This window comes from Collinsella ihumii (assembly GCF_900046475.1).
GTDB classification, from domain to species: domain Bacteria; phylum Actinomycetota; class Coriobacteriia; order Coriobacteriales; family Coriobacteriaceae; genus Collinsella; species Collinsella ihumii.
In genome coordinates this window covers 520,561-538,421 of sequence record NZ_FCOU01000003.1, presented here as the reverse complement: position 1 = coordinate 538,421, position 17,861 = coordinate 520,561, and the positions used below count along the sequence as shown (strand labels likewise).

Annotated in this window: 16 protein-coding genes and 1 pseudogene; 9 read left to right on the top strand and 8 right to left on the bottom strand. The window is 63.8% G+C overall.

Translation table 11 applies throughout. The features are described from left to right. Both BN3789_RS13325 and BN3789_RS12900 read left to right on the top strand, forming a co-directional pair. Positions 1-126: a hypothetical protein gene (locus BN3789_RS13325; protein WP_267872867.1), complete on the top strand. Its 126-nt coding sequence runs from the start codon at positions 1-3 to the stop codon at positions 124-126. A 172-nt stretch (positions 127-298) separates the two neighbouring features. Continuing rightward, entirely contained in the window at positions 299-685 is a 387-nt protein-coding gene (locus BN3789_RS12900) for a YxeA family protein (protein ID WP_066830048.1), read from the top strand. Between the two features lie 225 nt (positions 686-910). Here the strand turns inward: BN3789_RS12900 and BN3789_RS12620 are convergent, their stop codons facing one another. The 5 genes from BN3789_RS12620 to BN3789_RS03575 form a co-directional block, all read right to left on the bottom strand. Beyond that, positions 911-1,069 carry a hypothetical protein gene (locus tag BN3789_RS12620; protein ID WP_154018717.1) on the bottom strand — a complete coding sequence of 53 codons (159 nt, stop codon included), beginning with the start codon at positions 1,067-1,069 and terminating at the stop codon, positions 911-913. A gap of 1,000 nt (positions 1,070-2,069) precedes the next feature. Beyond that, the gene (locus BN3789_RS03585) at positions 2,070-3,719 is read right to left on the bottom strand and encodes a hypothetical protein (RefSeq protein ID WP_147569521.1); all 1,650 of its coding nucleotides are present in this window, start codon (positions 3,717-3,719) and stop codon (positions 2,070-2,072) included. Between the two features lie 5 nt (positions 3,720-3,724). Next, complete coding sequence (locus tag BN3789_RS03580; protein ID WP_066830039.1) at positions 3,725-4,483, bottom strand: ABC transporter ATP-binding protein; 759 nt, start codon at positions 4,481-4,483, stop codon at positions 3,725-3,727. Positions 4,484-4,560: 77 nt separating this feature from the next. After that, entirely contained in the window at positions 4,561-4,734 is a 174-nt protein-coding gene (locus BN3789_RS12285; RefSeq protein ID WP_079989060.1) for a type II toxin-antitoxin system antitoxin, read from the bottom strand. Positions 4,735-4,814: 80 nt separating this feature from the next. Beyond that, on the bottom strand, positions 4,815-5,834 hold the full coding sequence (locus tag BN3789_RS03575) for an SPFH domain-containing protein (RefSeq protein ID WP_066830036.1): 1,020 nt from the start codon (positions 5,832-5,834) through the stop codon (positions 4,815-4,817). 274 nt (positions 5,835-6,108) lie between these two features. On the opposite strand from BN3789_RS03575, the gene BN3789_RS03570 reads away from it, so the two are divergent. The 4 genes and pseudogenes from BN3789_RS03570 to pflA all read left to right on the top strand — a co-directional run bounded on the left by BN3789_RS03570 (position 6,109) and on the right by pflA (position 11,453). Then, entirely contained in the window at positions 6,109-6,492 is a 384-nt protein-coding gene (locus BN3789_RS03570) for a PTS-dependent dihydroxyacetone kinase phosphotransferase subunit DhaM (RefSeq protein ID WP_079989059.1), read from the top strand. 474 nt (positions 6,493-6,966) lie between these two features. Then, positions 6,967-9,429: pseudogene (grcA3, locus tag BN3789_RS03565) on the top strand (autonomous glycyl radical cofactor GrcA3). A gap of 173 nt (positions 9,430-9,602) precedes the next feature. After that, a complete protein-coding gene (locus tag BN3789_RS03555) occupies positions 9,603-10,652 on the top strand; it encodes a Gfo/Idh/MocA family protein (RefSeq protein ID WP_066830020.1) in 1,050 nt (349 codons plus the stop codon). A gap of 33 nt (positions 10,653-10,685) precedes the next feature. Continuing rightward, positions 10,686-11,453 carry a pyruvate formate-lyase-activating protein gene (gene pflA / locus BN3789_RS03550; protein WP_066830016.1) on the top strand — a complete coding sequence of 256 codons (768 nt, stop codon included), beginning with the start codon at positions 10,686-10,688 and terminating at the stop codon, positions 11,451-11,453. A gap of 114 nt (positions 11,454-11,567) precedes the next feature. On the opposite strand, the gene moaC is transcribed toward pflA, so the two are convergent. Then, the gene (gene moaC / locus BN3789_RS13460) at positions 11,568-12,965 is read right to left on the bottom strand and encodes a cyclic pyranopterin monophosphate synthase MoaC (RefSeq protein ID WP_066830013.1); all 1,398 of its coding nucleotides are present in this window, start codon (positions 12,963-12,965) and stop codon (positions 11,568-11,570) included. Between the two features lie 2 nt (positions 12,966-12,967). After that, positions 12,968-14,044 (bottom strand): GTP 3',8-cyclase MoaA, encoded by a 1,077-nt coding sequence (locus BN3789_RS03540; RefSeq protein ID WP_066830010.1) that lies wholly within the window; start codon positions 14,042-14,044, stop codon positions 12,968-12,970. Between the two features lie 108 nt (positions 14,045-14,152). On the opposite strand from BN3789_RS03540, the gene BN3789_RS03535 reads away from it, so the two are divergent. After that, positions 14,153-14,635, top strand: a complete 483-nt coding sequence (locus BN3789_RS03535; RefSeq protein WP_066830007.1) for an S-ribosylhomocysteine lyase — start codon at positions 14,153-14,155, stop codon at positions 14,633-14,635. 50 nt (positions 14,636-14,685) lie between these two features. Continuing rightward, on the top strand, positions 14,686-15,252 hold the full coding sequence (locus tag BN3789_RS03530; RefSeq protein WP_066830005.1) for a histidine phosphatase family protein: 567 nt from the start codon (positions 14,686-14,688) through the stop codon (positions 15,250-15,252). 40 nt (positions 15,253-15,292) lie between these two features. On the opposite strand, the gene BN3789_RS03525 is transcribed toward BN3789_RS03530, so the two are convergent. Beyond that, positions 15,293-16,159, bottom strand: a complete 867-nt coding sequence (locus tag BN3789_RS03525; RefSeq protein WP_066830003.1) for a MurR/RpiR family transcriptional regulator — start codon at positions 16,157-16,159, stop codon at positions 15,293-15,295. A 215-nt stretch (positions 16,160-16,374) separates the two neighbouring features. Between BN3789_RS03525 and BN3789_RS03520 the strand changes: the two genes are divergently transcribed. Then, complete coding sequence (locus BN3789_RS03520; RefSeq protein WP_066830001.1) at positions 16,375-17,805, top strand: 6-phospho-beta-glucosidase; 1,431 nt, start codon at positions 16,375-16,377, stop codon at positions 17,803-17,805. The last annotated feature ends 56 nt before the right edge of the window (positions 17,806-17,861 follow it).

Below are 17,861 nucleotides of genomic sequence, written 5' to 3'. Positions count from 1 at the left end.
ATGTTCGACCATGTCACATGGGCGGCAGTCATCCGGAGCATCACCGACACGTGGCTACCGCTCATGGGCTGGGCCGCCGCCGGCGCCGTCATCTGGCTCATCGTCCGCCTGTGGCGCCGCTTGTAGCCCCGCCCCTCCCCGCGAGTGCAAATGTGGGGACGTACCTTCCGCGTGCACTTTTGCACGCTGGGGACACCCCTTCGGCGCGCGCTCTTGCACGAGCCTCTGGCGGGTCTCCGTATCTGCGGTGACCCATCAGAGGCGTGCGGGGCGCCGGAGGATATGTGAGAGGATACCGATGAAACGCGTTATTGCGGTTGTGACTGTGGCCATCTGCCTGCTGATTGGCGGCGCGGGGTTTGCCGTATCGAAGCTGGGCGAGCAGTTTGGGGATCAGTTCGGCGATGTCGCGCTGTCGGCACCGCTTACGGGCGGTGTGTACTACACGCAGATCGACAACGACTGCGTGACGCGCGACGATGCCGATTCCGACATGCCGTACCGCTACGAGCTTACAGCGTATGCAGAGGACGGGTCGCAGACAACCACGGTGTTTCATACGAGCCGAGAGCTGCGTGACGGCGCGTACCTGCGCTTCGACGCGGCATTTCTGCGCGGCATGATCTCCTGGGAAGAGGTGCAGGCCGACGACCTTCCCGACACCGTGCGCACCCAACTGCAGTAGATGCGAGTGCAAATGTGGGGACGTACCTTCCGCGTGCATTTTTGCACGCGGAAGGTACGTCCCCACATTTGCACTCGCGCAAGGGGCTTGGGCTTTTCGGCTCAGATGGCCCCGGGTTGCGCAACCTGCAAATAGCAGGAAGAGCCTGCAATCACAACGAGCTAGAAAAAACGCCCGCCGGCGCTCATGCCGACGGGCGTTTTCGGTACTTGGGTTGAAAGCTCTTTAGCAGGCCAGACGACCGAACTCAGAGGAGACCTTGGGGGAGACGTGAGCGGTGCGGCCGAGGTAGGGGGTGTTGGAGACGCCGGGGACGTTGATCTCGTTGGAGAAGAGGTTGACGATAGCCTTGGCGGTGGACTGGAGCAGATTGATGGCGGCCATAGTTCTTCCTTTCATATCGCGTGTTATGGTTGCGTGCGCGCCGTTTACAGTGGGATTCAGCGCGCTCGCCGATTTGCTGATGGCAAGTGTAGTCGGTCGATTTTTGCCTTTCAAGGGTGTCTGGAAACGATTCTGAAATGATTCAAGATTCGTACATAAACCGCAGGTCAGAGGCTCATTTTGCCTGCATTCGCTCCAGTGCGGGATAGCGATGGAGTGCGTCGTTTTACTCTCTGGGCGCGCCAGCGGGGCAGTTTTTGCCGCCTATGATCACAATTCCTTCACACATGTGTGCTACTGCGAAACGTGGCAGACGCCCCACACATAACAGCGCCCCGCGCGAGCAATCGCGCGGGGCGCTGCGCCCGTTGGTAGACCGAGTCGTGCTATCAGCGAGCAGATAGATTGAAGAGGGCCTAGATGGATGCTGCGTATGGACGCATAGGCCACGTCTCGGAAGGGGTACGCACGCTCTTGGCGGAGCTTCCCGCCTTCTTCGCTGCTTCCAGAAACGCCTCGTATGAACGCTTAAGGTTGAGTCGCTGGTCCTTAGAGCGCTTGGGGCGCGCGGTCGCTGCCTTGCTCTGAGCGGTGGTTTTCACGGTCTTCACGAGGTGAGGGTCCTCTTTTCTCTCGGGTGCGGCGCGCATGCGATCATCTCCTGTTCAGCGTTGCCGGCGCTTAAATCCTTAAGCAATCCGACGGTCGGTTACGTGCGCCAATAGAAATGTACCTCAGGGTGAGGACAATAATCTGAAGAACCGATTAAGGTTGATTTCATGCCGCGAACGGTCCCTTTTCGGGTGGGGGCGGTCAAGGTTGTGGATGATTCGAGGATACAGTGTCTACCTGCGGAAACTCATACATTCCCGCAGGTAGACAGGGGTGTTCGGAGGGCTCTTTTCCCGGCGTGGGCGCCTTGGCGGGATGTGTCCGTTTTGAGGCGGCCGGGCGCCGAGCCCGCCCTGATGGCAGGTCCTGCGCCCGGGTGCCGGGGATTCTACACGATATAGAGCCTGGCGGTACGGGCCGTGCGCATGAAGAGCAGCTGTCCCAGAATCGCGGCCACGACGCCGACGCCGATCGCCGTCGCGTGCGCCGCAGCAATCGAGGCCATGTCGGGAATCAGCGCCACGCAGAGCGCTCCGAACCCGAATTCGCAGACCATGCCCCCGATCACGCTCACCGTGATGGGCATGCTGCGCTTCACGATCTCGTTGGCCGAGGTCCATGAGAAGTTGGGGCGGGCGGCGTCGATGGCGATACCCACGTTGGCCCACAGGTGGAACAAACCCAGGCTCACGATGAGCAGCTCGATTGCGATAAGGGGCTCGATCTGCCCGGAGACAAGCAGGATGACCGTGCTCAGCACCAGCGAGCACCCCACCGGAATGAGGTTGGAGGCGAGCTTGGACCAAAGAATCGTGCGCACCGAAAGCGGCGCGCTCGCCATGATCCATGCGCAGCGCCCCTCGAGCGAGACGGAGATGGTGGAGCTGGCGCCCGTGGAGGCACAGAAGGCGAAGACCCACGGAATCACGAGGTAGATGCGGTCTCCCATGTGGGCGAGCGCGTCTTGGTCTATTCCGTCGATGGCGCCGGACATCAGTATGCCGCGCAGGCCCATGACCGACAGGGCGATCGCGATGGCGACCATGAGCAGGTAGCCGAACAGACAGTTGAACGCATAGGAGGGAATGCCGAGCAGCGTGCGGAACTCTTTCACGACGATCGCCGTGAACGGGGTACGGCGTGCCCCGACGGCCGCGCGCCCGCGCGCCCGGCGCCTTCTGCCGGCCAGCATGCCGTTGATGCGCAGGTAGAAGCGCTGCATGACCTCGACGCACGCTGCGGTGACGCCGATCGACGCCGTAGCGAACAGGGCAAAGGAGAGCGCGTCGTGGCTTGCGATGCCGGCGGCTGCCCAGGCGGCGGGAGGGTAGGCGCTCGTGATGGCCGATTCCAGCACAGTGGCGACCTGCAGCGTGGCTGCGACGGTTGCCTCATGATCAACGCCGGCGGTAAACGAGAAGCCGTAGGCGCCCATCACGAACGCGAGCATGGCCAGAAGGGCGAGCACGATGTAGACGATGCCGGCATGACGGAAGCGCGCTGCAAGCGCGGTGACGGCGAAGGCGGCGAACGTGGCGAGTGCCGTGGGCGCCAGCGGGGCAAGGACGACGCTGAGCGCCGCCAGGGCGATGGAGACGGGGCTCGCCCCCGCCATGATGAGGTAGACCGCGTACATGGGAACCATGAAGATGGTCGCCACGGCGATAGCGCTGCCGAACAGCGTCGCCATGCGGGCGATCACGACGGTGCGTCGTGGGATGGGAAGCGACATGATGAGGTCGTAATCGCGCGTGCCGAACAGCGTGCCGCGCGCCTTCATGAAGGTGAAGAACACGCCCGCGAGCGATCCTGCGGCCACGGCGAAGGGCGGGATGACGTTCGCCATCCCCGAAACGGCGAGACCGATGGCCATGAGCGCCGTGTAGCCGGCGAATACGGTCACGAGCAGCAGGGCGAGCAGTGCGACGAACACGAGCCTGCGCGCCCGGGCGGCGCGGGGCATGCCCTGGGCATTCGGGGCGAACGAGTTGAGCAGGCCGAGGACCTGCACATGCATCAGGGTAAGCATATCGCGCATGGCGATCATGCCTCCTTCTCGACGAGCTCGAGGAAGACGTCTTCGAGCGAGGAGTCGCCGCGCACCTGTTCGGTGGTGCCGCTTGTCAGCAGCTCTCCGCCGCGGATGATGGCGACCTTGTTGCAGAGCTTCTCGACCACCTCGAGCACGTGCGACGAGAAGAACACCGCGCCGCCGCGTGCAGCGAGCTCGTGCAGGATCGCCTTGAGCTCGTGGGAGGCCACGGGATCGAGGCCCACGAAGGGCTCGTCGAGCACGAGCAGGCGGGGTTCGTGGATGAGCGCGCCGATGAGCACGAGCTTCTGACGCATGCCGTGTGAGTAGGTGCCCACCGTGTCGCCGAGCGCGTCGGTGAGCTCGAGACGCTCGGCAAGCTCGCCGATGCGACGGGTGCGCTCGTCGTCGGGGACGCGGAAGATGTCGGCCATGAAGGTCAGGTACTGCATGCCGGTCATGAACTCGTAGACGTCGGGGTTGTCGGGCACGTAGGCCAGCGCGCTCTTTGCCTGCAGGGGCTTGCGGACCACGTCGTGCCCGCAGATGCGGATGCGGCCGCCGTCGATGGCCTGCGCGCCCACGATGGAGCGGATGAGGGTGGTCTTGCCCGCGCCGTTGTGGCCGATAAAGCCGTAGATATCGCCCGCTTCGACGCCGAGCGAGAGGTCGCGGACCGCGATGGTGTCCCCGTAGCGCTTTTGGAAATGCTCCACGCTGAGGACGGGAAGCGAACTAGGGGTAGGGGTAGTCAGAGCAGAGCCGTTCATGTCTGCCTCCAAAAGGTTCGATGAGGTTGTCGGTGAGAGATGGGGTGCGTGATTTTTTAGGGACAGTCCCTAAAAAATCACTCGGTGCGGTCGCGGTCCTTGGATTTGGGGAGGCGGCCGTAGCGCTTGAGCGCATCGCGCAGGATCCATTCCACCTGGCTGTTGGCGCTGCGCATCTCGTCGTCGGCCCAGCGCTGGACTGCCTCCCAGATCGCGGGGTCGATGCGGAGCGGGTATTGCTTGCGTGCCATGGTGGTCACCTGCTCGGTGGTGGGTGGTTGCGGGACGGGGCCGATCGATTCGGTCCCGTCCCGACGCGTGTCAAACTGGATTAGTAGATCGAGCTCGTGTTGAGAACCGGGTGCGCTTCGGACTCGCCGCAGAGCACGACCATGAGGTTCGAGGCCATCTGGGCCTTGCGCTCCTCGTCGAGCTCGATGGTGCCGCCGTCGGCAAGCTCCTTTACGGCCATGTCGACCATGGACACCGCGCCCTCGACAATCTTCTTGCGGGCGGCGATGACGGCTTCGGCCTGCTGGCGGCGCAGCATCGCCTGGGCGATCTCGGGTGCGTAGGCGAGGTGCGTCAGGCGCGCGTCGTCCACGCTCACACCGGCAGGGGAGAGCCGCTGCGTGAGCTCGCGCTTGAGCGCCTCCGAGACCTCTTCGATATTGCTGCGCAGCGTGATGGCGTTCGTGTCGTCGGAGTTGTCCTCCAGATGGTCGTAGGCGTACACGCTCGCCACATGGCGCAGCGCGGTCTCGGCCTGCGTGGCCACGAACTGCTCGTAGTTGTCAACATCGAACAGGGCTTTGGCGGTGTCCTCGACGTGCCACACCACGACGTTGGCGATCTCGATGGGGTTGCCCATCTTGTCGTTGACCTTCAAGATCTCGCCGTTCAAGGTGCGTGCGCGCACGCTCACCTTGGTCGAGATCGCCTTTGCGCCCACGTTCGCCTTGGCGTTTTTCAGACCGCCCTCGGCGTCGAGCTCGACGCGGAGGCCGCTATCGGATCCTCCCATGGAACGGCTGTAGAAGGGGTTCGCCCAATGGAAGCCCTCGCTGCGCACGGTGCCCTTGTAGTCGCCGAACAGGATGCAGACGCGCGCCTGCCCGGGCTGCAGGGTGAAGAAGCCCGCGACGGGGAAGATCCAGATCACCACGGAAAGCACGATGGCGAGAACGAGTCCTGCGATGGAGAGGGGCGACACCGGCACCCCTGCGCTGTCGCAGGCGGCCATATCGCTGATCGACAAGACGTACAGCGCGACGATCAGAGCGAACAAGACGATGGTGATGACAAGCATGCTCCAGCCGGACTTGGCCTGCATCTGCTTTTCCACGCTCATGGTAGTTCCTTTCGAACCGTGCATCCGCGTTTGCGTGACAGCCCGGATGCTGCCCTGGATTGCCTCGGGGAAGGGCAGACCCCGACGAGCGCCTCGATCGGTCTCGTTGATTGCATTGTGATATCACATTAGTATCCAGTCAAGTACCGTCTGCCGATTCGGCGAACGGCCGGTGCGGGCTGGCCCGGCAAAACGGACCGTTCCTCCTGCCCTTGATACGTTTGGGGGAATAATTTGGGTACTATGGCTACATAAGATTGAATCAGCAGGGGGAATGATGGTAGGAGTTGTGCTGGTCTCGCACTCAAGAGCGCTGGTCGAGGCTCTGCGGGACTATACCAAGATGATCGCGCCCCAAGCTGCCGTTGCGGTGGCGGGGGGCATGTCCGACGGTTCGTTCGGCACGAGCTACGTGTCGGTGTTCCAGGCGATCGACGAGGTGAACGGGCCGGATGGGGCGATCGTGCTCGTCGATATGGGCGCTGCCGCCATGGTGGTCAAGATGGTCCTGGCCGATATGAACGACGAGGGTGTCCGCATGGTCGACTGCCCGTTTGTGGAGGGGGCCGTCGAGGCGACCGTTCAGGCACAGTCCGGCATCGAGCGCGACGTGATCGTCGAGTCGCTGAAGTCCCTCTCCAATCTGCGCAAGTTCTGAGTGCGGTGCGCCTGGCGTGCGCATGGATGCTGGGGCTTCTGCGGGGTGAAATGCCGGAAATCCCGGCATTTCACCCCGATATTAATATTAGGCAGCGTATACACAGCATAAAAATACATCGCCATTCTGAAAAGGGGACTTATGGGTACATACATCGCGACCCTTCGAGTATCCTCCATAATGAACATATAAGATATGAAGTCCTATAACGACTATATGCTGCATTCGGGGTGCTACTCAGCAAGTCGGAGAACTTGTACCCAAAAGTCCCTTTTCCGTTTTGGTGGGCGGGAGCATCCCCCGCAGCGGCGCCGCGCATGCCCTCTCCGCGTGTTTCTTGTGTGAGCAGAAAGTAAACACTTTCTAACATATCTATCTTGACTGGCATATGTTATCTTCGTCTAACATCCGGTGAGTGAAAAAATGGCACTAGGTGAATAACATATTCGCCAGGGGGTACAAGCTTGCAATGAGATGCGCCCGAACAGACATTTTGGCTGCTCACCGGCGTTACATTCATATGCGCGCGCCGCAATCGCGCGCACGACCGCGAGGAGCGTGGTTGAACCAATGGAAGCATGGGAAGATTTTGTAGGAGGTATCTGGCAAGGCGAGGTGGATGTCCGCGATTTCATCCAGCGGAACTACACGCCCTATGAGGGAGACGACTCCTTCCTGGCCGGACCGACCGAACGTACGAAGACGCTGTGGGGCACGGTGCTCGGCCTGCTCGAGGAAGAGCGCGCAAAAGGAGGCGCGCTCGATATCGAGACCAAAGTCGTGACGGGTATCACGGCATATCCTGCCGGCTACATCGATGCCGAGCACCCCGAGCTCGAGACCATCGTGGGCCTGCAGACCGATCGACCGCTCAAGCGCGCGCTGCACGTCAACGGCGGCATTCGCATCGCCTGCCAGGCGGCCGAGCAGCACGGCTACGAGATCGATCCGGAGATCGTCGACATCTACACGAACAAGCGCAAGACGCACAACCAGGGCGTTTTCGACGTCTACAAGCCCGAAATGCGGGCTTGCCGTTCCGCGCACATCATCACCGGCCTGCCCGATGGGTACGGTCGCGGCCGCATCATCGGCGACTATCGCCGCGTGGCGCTCTACGGCCTTGATTTCCTCATTCGCGACAAGGAGGCCCAGAAGGCTGCGACGCCCCACACCATGACCGAGGCCGTGATTCGCGACCGCGAGGAGCTTGCCGAGCAGATTCGCGCCCTGCACCAGCTCAAAAAGCTCGGCGAGATCTACGGCTTCGACATCTCGCGTCCGGCCCAGAACACGCAAGAGGCCATCCAGTGGATGTATTTGGCGTACCTCGCCGCGGTCAAGGACCAAAACGGTGCCGCCATGTCCATCGGCCGCACCTCGACGTTCATCGATATCTACGCCGAGCGCGACCTGCGCCGCGGCACCTTCACCGAGGAGCAGATCCAGGAGTTCGTCGACCACTTCATCATGAAGCTGCGCATGGTCAAGTTTGCGCGCACGCCGGAGTACCAGAACCTGTTCTCGGGCGATCCGCAGTGGGTGACCGAGTCCATCGGCGGCATGGGCGTGGACGGGCGCACGCTCGTCACCAAGATGAGCTTCCGCTACCTGCATACGCTGGAGAACATGGGCACGAGCCCCGAACCCAACCTGACGGTGCTGTGGTCCACGCGCCTGCCCCAGAAGTTCAAGGAGTTCTGCGCCAAGACCTCAATCGCGAGCTCGTCGATCCAGTACGAGAACGATGACGTGATGCGCGTCTACCACGGCGACGACTACGCCATCGCCTGCTGCGTGAGCTCCATGCGCGTAGGCAAGGAGATGCAGTTCTTCGGTGCGCGCGCGAATCTGGCGAAGTGCCTGCTCTACGCGCTGAACGGCGGCATCGACGAGGTGTCCAAAAAGCAGGTCGGCCCCAAGTACCGCCCCGTCGAGGGCGACACGCTCGACTACGACGACGTGATCGCCAAGTACAAGGACATGATGCGCTGGCTCGCCGGCGTGTACGTGAACACGCTGAACATCATTCACTACATGCACGACAAGTACTGCTACGAGGCGATCCAGATGGCGCTGCACGACCACCATGTGCATCGGTGGTTCGCCACGGGCATCGCGGGCCTTTCGGTCGTGGCCGATTCGCTGTCCGCCATCAAGTACGCCAAGGTCCATCCGGTGCGCGACGAGGACGGCGTCATCGTCGACTTTGAGATCGAGGGCGACTTCCCCAAGTACGGCAACGATGACGACCGCGTGGACCGGATCGCGCACGACGTCGTGCACGAGTTCATGGAGTTCGTGCGCCGCAACGAGACGTATCGCAACTCCGTGCCGACCACGTCGGTGCTCACCATCACGTCGAACGTGGTCTATGGCAAGAAGACCGGCGCGACGCCCGACGGCCGCAAGGCGGGCGTGCCGTTTGCGCCCGGCGCGAACCCCATGCACCGTCGCGACAGCCACGGCGCCATCGCCAGCTTGGCGAGTGTGGCGAAGCTGCCGTTCCGCGACGCGCAGGACGGCATCTCCAACACGTTTTCCATCATCCCCGGCGCGCTCGGCAAGGAGGACCAGGTGTTCTTCGGCGACATCGACCTGGGAGAGATCGAGTTCGAGAACCCCGTTGCGTCCTGCGACGCGTGCAATTAGGGAAACCCTGATCATTATTAGGAGGTATTTCACATGAAGGTTTCCGATGTGGCTCAGGCTCAGGCCGACAATCTGGTGAACATGATCGACGCGTATGCCGAGAAGGGCGGCCATCATCTGAACGTCAACGTGTTCAATCGTGACACCCTGCTCGACGCGCAGGCGCATCCCGAGAAGTATCCGCAGCTCACCGTGCGCGTGTCGGGCTATGCGGTGAACTTCCACAACCTGACGCGCGAGCAGCAGGATGAGGTCATCGCGCGCACGTTCCACGAGAGCATGTAGCGCGCCGTCCGCCATGTCGGGGGCACCGTGCCAGGCGGTGCCCCCGGTCCGGCTTTTGAGCCGTGCGGCAGCGAGCTTCGATATGCGGAATCTGCGGCTCGACGTGCGCGATATCGGCTGTATGCTCGGTATGATAGATACGGTGCGTTGAGGCTTGGCAGAAAGGAAGCGCCATGAACGAGCTCGCGTTTGCGGTTGTGGGGACCAGTACGATTGCCGACAGCATGGTGGACATGATCCATCAGTGCTCCCGCGCCCGATACCGCGGCAGCATGTCGCGCGACGCCGCTCGTGCCGCCTCCACCACCGAGCGCCTGGGTGGCACGACCCCGTACACCTCGATCGAAGAGGTGTGCCGCGACGCCGCGGTCGACGCGGTGTACATCGCAAGCCCGAACGCCCTCCATGTCGATCAGGCGCTCGCGTGCATTCGTGCCGGCAAGCACGTGCTGGTGGAGAAGCCCTTGGCGCCGAACGAGCGTCTGGCGCGCCTCGTGTTCGACGAGGCCGCGGCGCACGGTGTGGTCGCGTTGGAGGCGATGCGCTCGGTGCACGACCCCGCCTACGAGACGCTGCGCGCCGCCGTGGAGCGTATCGGCCGGGTCCGCCGCGCCAGCCTGCGCTTTGGCAAATACTCCTCCCGCTACGATGAGGTTCTCGGCGGCAGGCAGACGAACATCTTCGACGCGCGCATGGCGAGCGGATCGCTGATGGACATCGGCGTGTACTGCGTTGCCGCCATGGTGCACCTGTTCGGCGCGCCGGAGGACATCAGCTGCACGCCGGTGCTCATCGCCGATGAGGAGAACGAGGCGACCGGAGGGGTCATCGATGGCGCGGGAACCATCCTCGCGCGCTATCCCGACAAGGTCGTGGAGCTGTCGTACTCCAAGATCTCCCAGGACCTGCTGCCGTGCCAGATCGAAGGCGAGCTGGGAACCGTCACCTACAGCGGCGTCTCGGTGCCCTCCCGCGCATCGGTGCGCCTGCGCGGTCAAGCCGTGCGGGGAGCCTGGACGGCCGAGGCCCAGAGCACGGGCGACGAGACCGAAGACCTCGCTCTTGCCGCGTGCGACAACAACATGTGCTATGAGCTCGACGACTTCTGCGCCTGCGTGGCAGGGGAGATGGATGCCGCGCGGTATCGCGACATCACGCTTGCCTCGCTGGCCATCATGGATGAGGCGCGCCGCCAGGCGGGTATCGTGTTCCCCGCGGATTGATGACGGCGGGCCCATCTCATTGGTAGGTGGATTATGGAATCAAGCTATACCTTAGGACGCATTCATTCGATTGAGACTATGGGGACCGTCGACGGTCCGGGGATCCGCTTCGTGGTGTTCACGCAGGGGTGCCCCATGCGCTGCCTGTTCTGTCACAACCCGGATACGTGGAAGACGGGCGCCGGTGCCGGGACGCTCATGTCGGTCGAGCAGATCGTTGACGAGTTCGAGAGCAACCGCGCGTTCTACCGCAACGGCGGCATCACCGTCTCGGGCGGCGAGCCGCTGCTGCAGCCCGAGTTCTTGGCCGACCTGTTCGGCGCCATGCACGCCCGTCCCGCCGGACGCGTGCACACCTGCCTCGATACCTGCGGCTACGCATTCGATCCCGACCGCCCCGAGCTCACGGCCCGCGCGCTCGATGAGTCCGACCTGGTGCTGCTCGACATCAAGCATGCCGACCCTGCCGGCCACCGTGCCCTCACCGGGCGGGATCCCGGCCGCATCCTGGCGTTCGGCGACGAGCTGGCGCGTCGCAAGATCAAGACCGTCATCCGCCATGTCGTGGTGCCCGGATATACCGACACGGTCGAGGAGTGCGAGGCGCTCGGACGCCTGATTGCCCCGTGGCGCAACGTCGTCGGGCTCGAGATGCTGCCCTATCACACCATGGGCGTGGCCAAGTACGAGCAGCTGGGCATCGCCTACCCGCTCGCCGGCGTGGAGCCCATGGACAAGGCGCGCGTGCCCGAGCTGCGCGAAGCGGTGCTGCGCGGCATGCGCGAAGCGCGCCACCGATAACGGCGCTTTGGATGGGTTGATTGGGGACGGGTTCGTTCCAACCCATTGACGGCGCGCTGCACCGCCTATGGGTTGGAACGAACCCGTCCCCAATCAACCCATCCTGCCAAGAAGCTACCTGCCGAGCCACCTGAGGATGAAGTTCACCAGCGCGGCCGCATCGTTGATGCTGATGAACGGCGGCAGCTCGCGAGCCGCATCGGCCTGCTCCGCCTCGCGCGCCGCCCGTGCGCGGAAGTTGCGCTCCACGACATCGTTGCAGGCGATGGCCAGCGTGTTCTCGTCGATGAGGTCATAGGACGTGTCGCCCCGCAGCCGGTCGACGCCCGAGCGCGTCACCACGATATTGGGGAGGCCGGCCGTCTTGTATCCCTCGACGATCACGATGTCCACGTCGGTATAGTGGGTGAGCAGGTCGCCCACCGGCACCTCGTTCTCGGTGTAGGCGTATTCGGCGTATTGGCCGGGCGCGACCAGGCCCACATGGCGGCTGCCCGCCTGCGCGTGGCGCCAGGAGTCCTTCCCCGGCTGGTCGATATCGAATCCCTTGTGCCCGTGGTGCTTGATGGACCCGACGCGCAGCCCACGCTGCGTGAGCCGCTTGATGATCTTTTCCACCAGCGTGGTCTTGCCGGAATTCTGGTATCCGATGAACGCGATGGCAGGAGCCGCGGCTTTTGCGCCGGGGCCGCCCGGCAGGGGGGAGGCGGGTTCCGGCTCCACGGGATCGGCCGTCTCGGCGCTGTAGGGCGCCGCGTCCACAGTGGGCGCCGCGTCCGTCGCGGGTGCCGTATCCGTCGCGGGTGCCACGGCGGGCGCGTCGGCCTGCTCGGCGCGCTCCCAGACGCCCGACCTGCCGCCTTCCTTATGCAGCAGGCGTACGTCGACGATCTCCATGCCGCGGTCGACTGCCTTGCACATGTCGTAGATCGTCAGGCAGGCGACCGAGGTCGCGGTCAGCGCCTCCATCTCGATGCCCGTGACACCGGTGACGCCCAGTGTGGAGGTCACGCGGAAGCCGACGCGCCCGTCGGCTCGCGCGCCGTCGCCCTGAGCGGGAATGGGCTCGATATCCACCTTGCTTTTGGTGATCATGAGCGGATGGCACATGGGGATGAGGTCGCTCGTGCGCTTGGAGGCCATGATGCCGGCCACGCGCGCGCAGGCGAGCACGTCGCCCTTCTTCGCACGGTCCTCGAGGACCATGGCCTGCGTCTCCGGGTGCATGAGGATGGACCCTTCGGCGACGGCGAGGCGCTGCGTGACCGCCTTGTCGGACACGTCGACCATGCGCACGTCGCCCTTCTCGTCAACATGGGTGAGCGTATCGCGATACGCGTCGCGCGCCGGGGAGGCCGCAGCGTCGGTGTTGCCGGCATCCTGGTGCCCGTCTGCCGTCGGGGCGTCCGGTGCGCCTTGCTGGCCGGGTCCGTCTGTCTCCACGACGGCAGTGGGGTATTTCTCGCCGGTCGCCCGCTTGATCATGGGCTTTTTCGTCGATCTTTTGGTCATGGTCAGCCTCCGATCTGCGACATGAAGCGTGCCGTGCCGTCTGTCGTCTTGTGTTCTTGCGGCTTGTGCGCGATGGCGTCGCGATAGATTGTCAGGACCTGCTCGTCATCACCGGCGCGCAGCGCGTCGCGCACCGGGTACTCGTCATCCGAAAACAGGCAGGGGCGCAGCTTGCCGTCGGCGGTGAGGCGCAGGCGGTTGCAGCGCGAGCAGAAATGGTTGGACATGGCCGAGATGAAGCCCACGGTGCCCCGGGCGCCCGCAAAGTGCCAGTATTGCGCGGGGCCTGCGCCCGACGGGCCGTTTTGGTCCGCGGGCGTAAGCGGGCCCAGCCCGGCGCGCTCGCCGGCACCGGAGATCTGCGCGCGCAGCTCGTCGGAGGGCACGATGTCGCTTTCGTCCCACGCTTCGGGATGGAGCTCGGGTGCCGTGCCGGATACGCCCGGAGGGCAATGCGGCTCGTTTTTGCAGGCGCCAATCGTCTCCTCGTTGCCGATGGGCATGTACTCGATAAACCGCACGTGCACGGGGCGTTCGACGGAAAGGCGGGCAAGGCCGAAGACATCCTGCTCAAGGCGGCGCACCACGACGGTGTTCACCTTGACGGGGTCGAACCCGTGCGCGAGGGCGGCGTCGATGCCCGCCAAGGCCTGTTCGAGACGACCCAGGCGCGTGATGCGCGCGAACTGGTCGGCATCGAGCGTGTCGAGCGAGATGTTGACGCGGTCGAGACCGGCCGCGCGCAGGTCGGACGCCATGCGGGGCAGCAGCGCGCCGTTGGTCGTCAGCGAGATGTCCTCGATGGTCGGGATGGCGCGTATGGACCGGATGAGCGGCACGATACGGTGGGACACGAGCGGCTCGCCGCCGGTCAGGCGGATGCGCCGGATGCCCTCGCCGGCCACGAGCTCCACGAAGCGGGCGATCTCTTCCGCCGTGAGCAGCTCGGCGTGGTCGCGAGCGGGAACGCCGTTTTCCGGCATGCAGTACACGCAGCGGTAATTGCACTTGTCCGTGACGGAAATGCGCAGGTAGCTGATACTGCGGCCAAAGCTATCGTGAAGATCGTGGGTCGTCACGGGTTCACCTTTCGGGCGGACGATGGTTCATGCAAGAGGATAACACCGCCGGCGGCGGCCGTGGTAAGCTGGGCTGCATGAGAATCGCGCCGTCGATTGGGAGGACCCATGGACAAGATTGCCAGCTTCACCGTCAACCATCTGGTGCTGAAGCCGGGTGTGTACGTGTCGCGCGTCGACCGGGACCCGCAGACGGGAGGCGCGGTGACCACGTTCGACCTGCGCTTGACCGAGCCCAACCGCGAACCGGTCATGAACACCGCGGAATGCCATACGATCGAGCACCTCGGCGCCACGTTTCTGCGCAACCATCCGGAATGGGCGCCGCGCGTGGTGTACTTCGGTCCCATGGGGTGCCGAACGGGCTTTTACCTCGTGGTGTTCGGCGAGGTGAGCTCCGAGGAGATTCTGCCGCTCGTGCGCGAGCTGTTCGCGTTCGTTCGCGACTTTACGGGCGGGATTCCCGGCGCCCGCCCCGAGGAGTGCGGCAACTACCTGGACCAGAATCTGCCCATGGCGCGCTGGCTCGCCGAGCGTTACCTCACGCGCGACCTCGCGAACGCGGACGAGACGCGGCTGCATTATCAGTGAGGCGCGACAGCAGGGCAGAGGAATTGTCGCGATACCGAAGGGAATTGTCGATGGCGACACTGTATCTTATGCGTCACGGCCAGACGCTGTTCAACGTGCTCAAGCGCAAGCAGGGATGGTGCGACTCCCCGCTCACCGAGGCAGGCGTCGAGCAGGCAAAACGCGCCGGTGCGTGGTTCGTGGAGCGGGGCATCTCGTTTGATCATGCGTATTCCAGCACGTCGGAGCGCGCCTGCGACACGCTCGAGCTCGTGGTGCCTGGCATGCCGTATGCCCGCCTGAAAGGCCTGAAGGAGTGGAACTTCGGGACGTTCGAGGGGCTTACCGAGGACACCAATCCGCCGTTGCCCTACGGCGACTTCTACGTGCCGTTCGGCGGTGAGGGCGAGCAGGAGATGCGCGACCGCCTTATGGAAACGATCGGCTCTATCATGGAGCGCCCGCAGCATGAGTCGGTCTTGGCCGTCAGTCACGGTGCGGCGACGGCGGGCGTCCTGCGTGAGTTGGGATTTGACTGGCATGCGGACGGCCGTCGCCTGGGCAACTGCTGTATCGCCGTGCTCGATTACCGTGACGGATCGTTCAGCGTGCGCGACCTCGTGAATCCAAACGACTAGCCAGCTGGCTGCGACTTGGGGACGCACCCTTTCTTGCAGGCTAGCGCATCGCGGGCGTGGGGTTGAGACGCGTGTAGGGAAGCGAGCCTCTGAGGAAGACCTCGCTCATTTCGTAGTGGGCAGCAAACACGCAGCTGAACAAGGCGTCGAGCACGAACTGTACCGAAATATGGCTTGCGAACTGCGTGATGCGGTCCTGCAAGTGCTCGCGATCGCTCACCAGCAGATACGCGGCGAGTCCGGGATGGCTCAGCTTTGCCGCCGGGGTGCCGATGAACACAACGGGTACCTGCCGCTCGGCCAAGATGCCCAGGCGTTTCCCCAGGTCCGGCGAGAGCCCGGAGTAGGAGATGACCACAGCGGCATCGTGCTCATTGGCGGCGAGTGCCCGGCGGAACTGCTGCTCAAAGCTTTCATCGCAAAACGCGTCGCGCCCGATGGACAGCAGGCGGTCGCGAAACATGCGCGCCGGGTAGAGGTTGTGCGATTGCGTGTAGATGCCGACGCGCTGCGCCCGGCCCAGTACCTCGGCTGCTCGCTCCAGCTCGCTCGTGTCGAGCACATCGCAGGTGTCGCGCAGGGTCGCCCCGTACAAGGAGCGCATGTGGGGCACGATGCACGCCGCCTGCTCACCTGGGCCGAAGGGGAAGTTGAAGTCTACGTCGGCACCGTCGCGGTCGCGGGCGGTCTGGGCGCGGACGAGCTCGACTTTGAGGTCCTTGAAGCCCTCCAACCCGACCTTTTTGCAGAAGCGGTGCACGCTCGCGATGGATACGCTGGCGGCCCGTGCGAACTCTTTGATGGAGGCCGCGCGTAGGCGGTCGCCCATGGCCAGTGCGGTGCGGGCGATCTGCTGGTCGACGGGGGTGAGGTCGCGCGCGTCGCGCACGCGTCGCTGCAGATCCATGGTCATCCTTCCTGTGATGGGTTATTTGGGGACGGGTTCGTTTCAACCCATCCCATACGTGCCTGCCTCGGTGCGTCATGTATCAAAATGTATCATACACGCCTATAACCTTTACCTATGCACTGAAAAGAAGTATCGCATCGGCGTGTGCGGCACCTCGTTGGGCGGCTGTGGGGGCATACTGGATCCAACGACGTAACGATAAGGAGGCGTATATGGGTTTTCCGAACGGATTTCTGTGGGGCGGCGCGACCGCTGCCAACCAGTGCGAGGGTGCGTACAACGAGGGTGGTCGCGGCCTGGCCAACGTCGACGTGATCCCACACGGTGAGGCGCGCTGGGCGGTCATGGCCGGCGAGCGCAAGATGCTCGACTTCGAGGACGGCTATTATTACCCGGCGCAGCAGGCCATCGACATGTACCACCACTACAAGGAGGACATCGCGCTGTTCGCCGAGATGGGCTTCAAGACCTATCGTTTGTCCATCGGCTGGAGCCGCATCTTCCCGAACGGCGACGATGCCGAGCCCAACGAGGAGGGCCTGGCGTTTTACGAGGACCTGTTCCGCGAGTGCAAAAAGCACGGCATCGAGCCGCTTGTGACCATCACGCATTTCGACTGCCCCGTCCACCTCATCAAGGAGTACGGCGGCTGGCGCAACCGCAGGCTCATCGACTTCTACAAGAACCTCGTGACGGTGCTCTTCACGCGCTACAAGGGGCTGGTGAGGTACTGGCTCACCTTCAACGAGATCAACATGATCCTCCATCTGCCGTTCATGGGCGCGGGCCTGGTGTTCGAGGAGGGCGAGGACCGCGAGGCCGTCGAGTACCTGGCTGCCCACAACGAGCTCGTGGCAAGCGCCTGGGCGACCAAGATCGCGCACGAGATCGATCCCGACATGATGGTCGGCTGCATGCTCGCCGCCGGCACCTGCTACCCCTACAGCTGCAAGCCCGCCGACGTGCGCCGTGCGCAGGAGAGCAACCAGGAGAACTACTTCTTCGTGGACGTGCAGAGCCGTGGGTACTACCCGGCCTACGCCAAGAAGTTCCTGGAGCGCCGCGGCATCGATGTGGGCATGACCGCCGAAGACGAGAAGATTCTGGCCGAGAACACCGTGGACTTCATCTCGTTCAGCTACTACAACACCCGCTGCGCTGCCGCCGAGCCGCAGGAGGGTGCCGAGACGGGCGCGGGCAACGCGTTCGAGGGCGTGGTGAACCCCTATATCGAGAAGAGCGAGTGGGGCTGGGGCATCGACCCGCTGGGCTTCCGCATCACCATCAACGACCTGTACGACCGGTACCAGAAGCCGCTGTTCGTGGTGGAAAACGGCCTGGGCGCCAAGGACGAGCCGAATGCCGACGGCTCGATCGACGACGACTACCGTATCGACTTCCTGCGTCGCCACATCGAGGCCATGCGCGACGCCATCACCGAGGACGGCGTCGAGATGCTGGGCTACACCACGTGGGGCCCGATCGATTTGGTCTCCGCGTCGACCGGCGAGATGTCCAAGCGCTACGGCTTCATCTACGTGGACCGCGACGATGCGGGCAACGGCACGCTTGAGCGCCGCAGGAAGAAGAGCTTCGGATGGTACAAGAAGGTCATCGCCACCAACGGTGAGGATCTGGCGTAACCGGTCCGCTCCACAGCGCGGCCGGGCGTTACGGATCGGGGCGCGTGCGCAGCCGC

What these genes read in the sequence shown, in the direction of transcription:
- BN3789_RS12285 (WP_079989060.1), bottom strand. Translation starts at nt 4,734, where the DNA reads ATGGCACGCAAGCAATACCCGCTCCGCATCGACCCCGCGATCTGGGAG.
- BN3789_RS12620 (WP_154018717.1), bottom strand. Translation starts at nt 1,069, where the DNA reads ATGGCCGCCATCAATCTGCTCCAGTCCACCGCCAAGGCTATCGTCAAC.
- moaC (WP_066830013.1), bottom strand. Translation starts at nt 12,965, where the DNA reads ATGACCAAAAGATCGACGAAAAAGCCCATGATCAAGCGGGCGACCGGC.
- BN3789_RS03585 (WP_147569521.1), bottom strand. Translation starts at nt 3,719, where the DNA reads ATGCGCGATATGCTTACCCTGATGCATGTGCAGGTCCTCGGCCTGCTC.
- BN3789_RS03520 (WP_066830001.1), top strand. Translation starts at nt 16,375, where the DNA reads ATGGGTTTTCCGAACGGATTTCTGTGGGGCGGCGCGACCGCTGCCAAC.
- BN3789_RS03530 (WP_066830005.1), top strand. Translation starts at nt 14,686, where the DNA reads ATGGCGACACTGTATCTTATGCGTCACGGCCAGACGCTGTTCAACGTG.
- BN3789_RS03555 (WP_066830020.1), top strand. Translation starts at nt 9,603, where the DNA reads ATGAACGAGCTCGCGTTTGCGGTTGTGGGGACCAGTACGATTGCCGAC.
- pflA (WP_066830016.1), top strand. Translation starts at nt 10,686, where the DNA reads ATGGAATCAAGCTATACCTTAGGACGCATTCATTCGATTGAGACTATG.
- BN3789_RS03580 (WP_066830039.1), bottom strand. Translation starts at nt 4,483, where the DNA reads ATGAACGGCTCTGCTCTGACTACCCCTACCCCTAGTTCGCTTCCCGTC.
- BN3789_RS12900 (WP_066830048.1), top strand. Translation starts at nt 299, where the DNA reads ATGAAACGCGTTATTGCGGTTGTGACTGTGGCCATCTGCCTGCTGATT.
- BN3789_RS03575 (WP_066830036.1), bottom strand. Translation starts at nt 5,834, where the DNA reads ATGAGCGTGGAAAAGCAGATGCAGGCCAAGTCCGGCTGGAGCATGCTT.
- BN3789_RS13325 (WP_267872867.1), top strand. Translation starts at nt 1, where the DNA reads ATGTTCGACCATGTCACATGGGCGGCAGTCATCCGGAGCATCACCGAC.
- BN3789_RS03570 (WP_079989059.1), top strand. Translation starts at nt 6,109, where the DNA reads ATGATGGTAGGAGTTGTGCTGGTCTCGCACTCAAGAGCGCTGGTCGAG.
- BN3789_RS03525 (WP_066830003.1), bottom strand. Translation starts at nt 16,159, where the DNA reads ATGGATCTGCAGCGACGCGTGCGCGACGCGCGCGACCTCACCCCCGTC.
- BN3789_RS03535 (WP_066830007.1), top strand. Translation starts at nt 14,153, where the DNA reads ATGGACAAGATTGCCAGCTTCACCGTCAACCATCTGGTGCTGAAGCCG.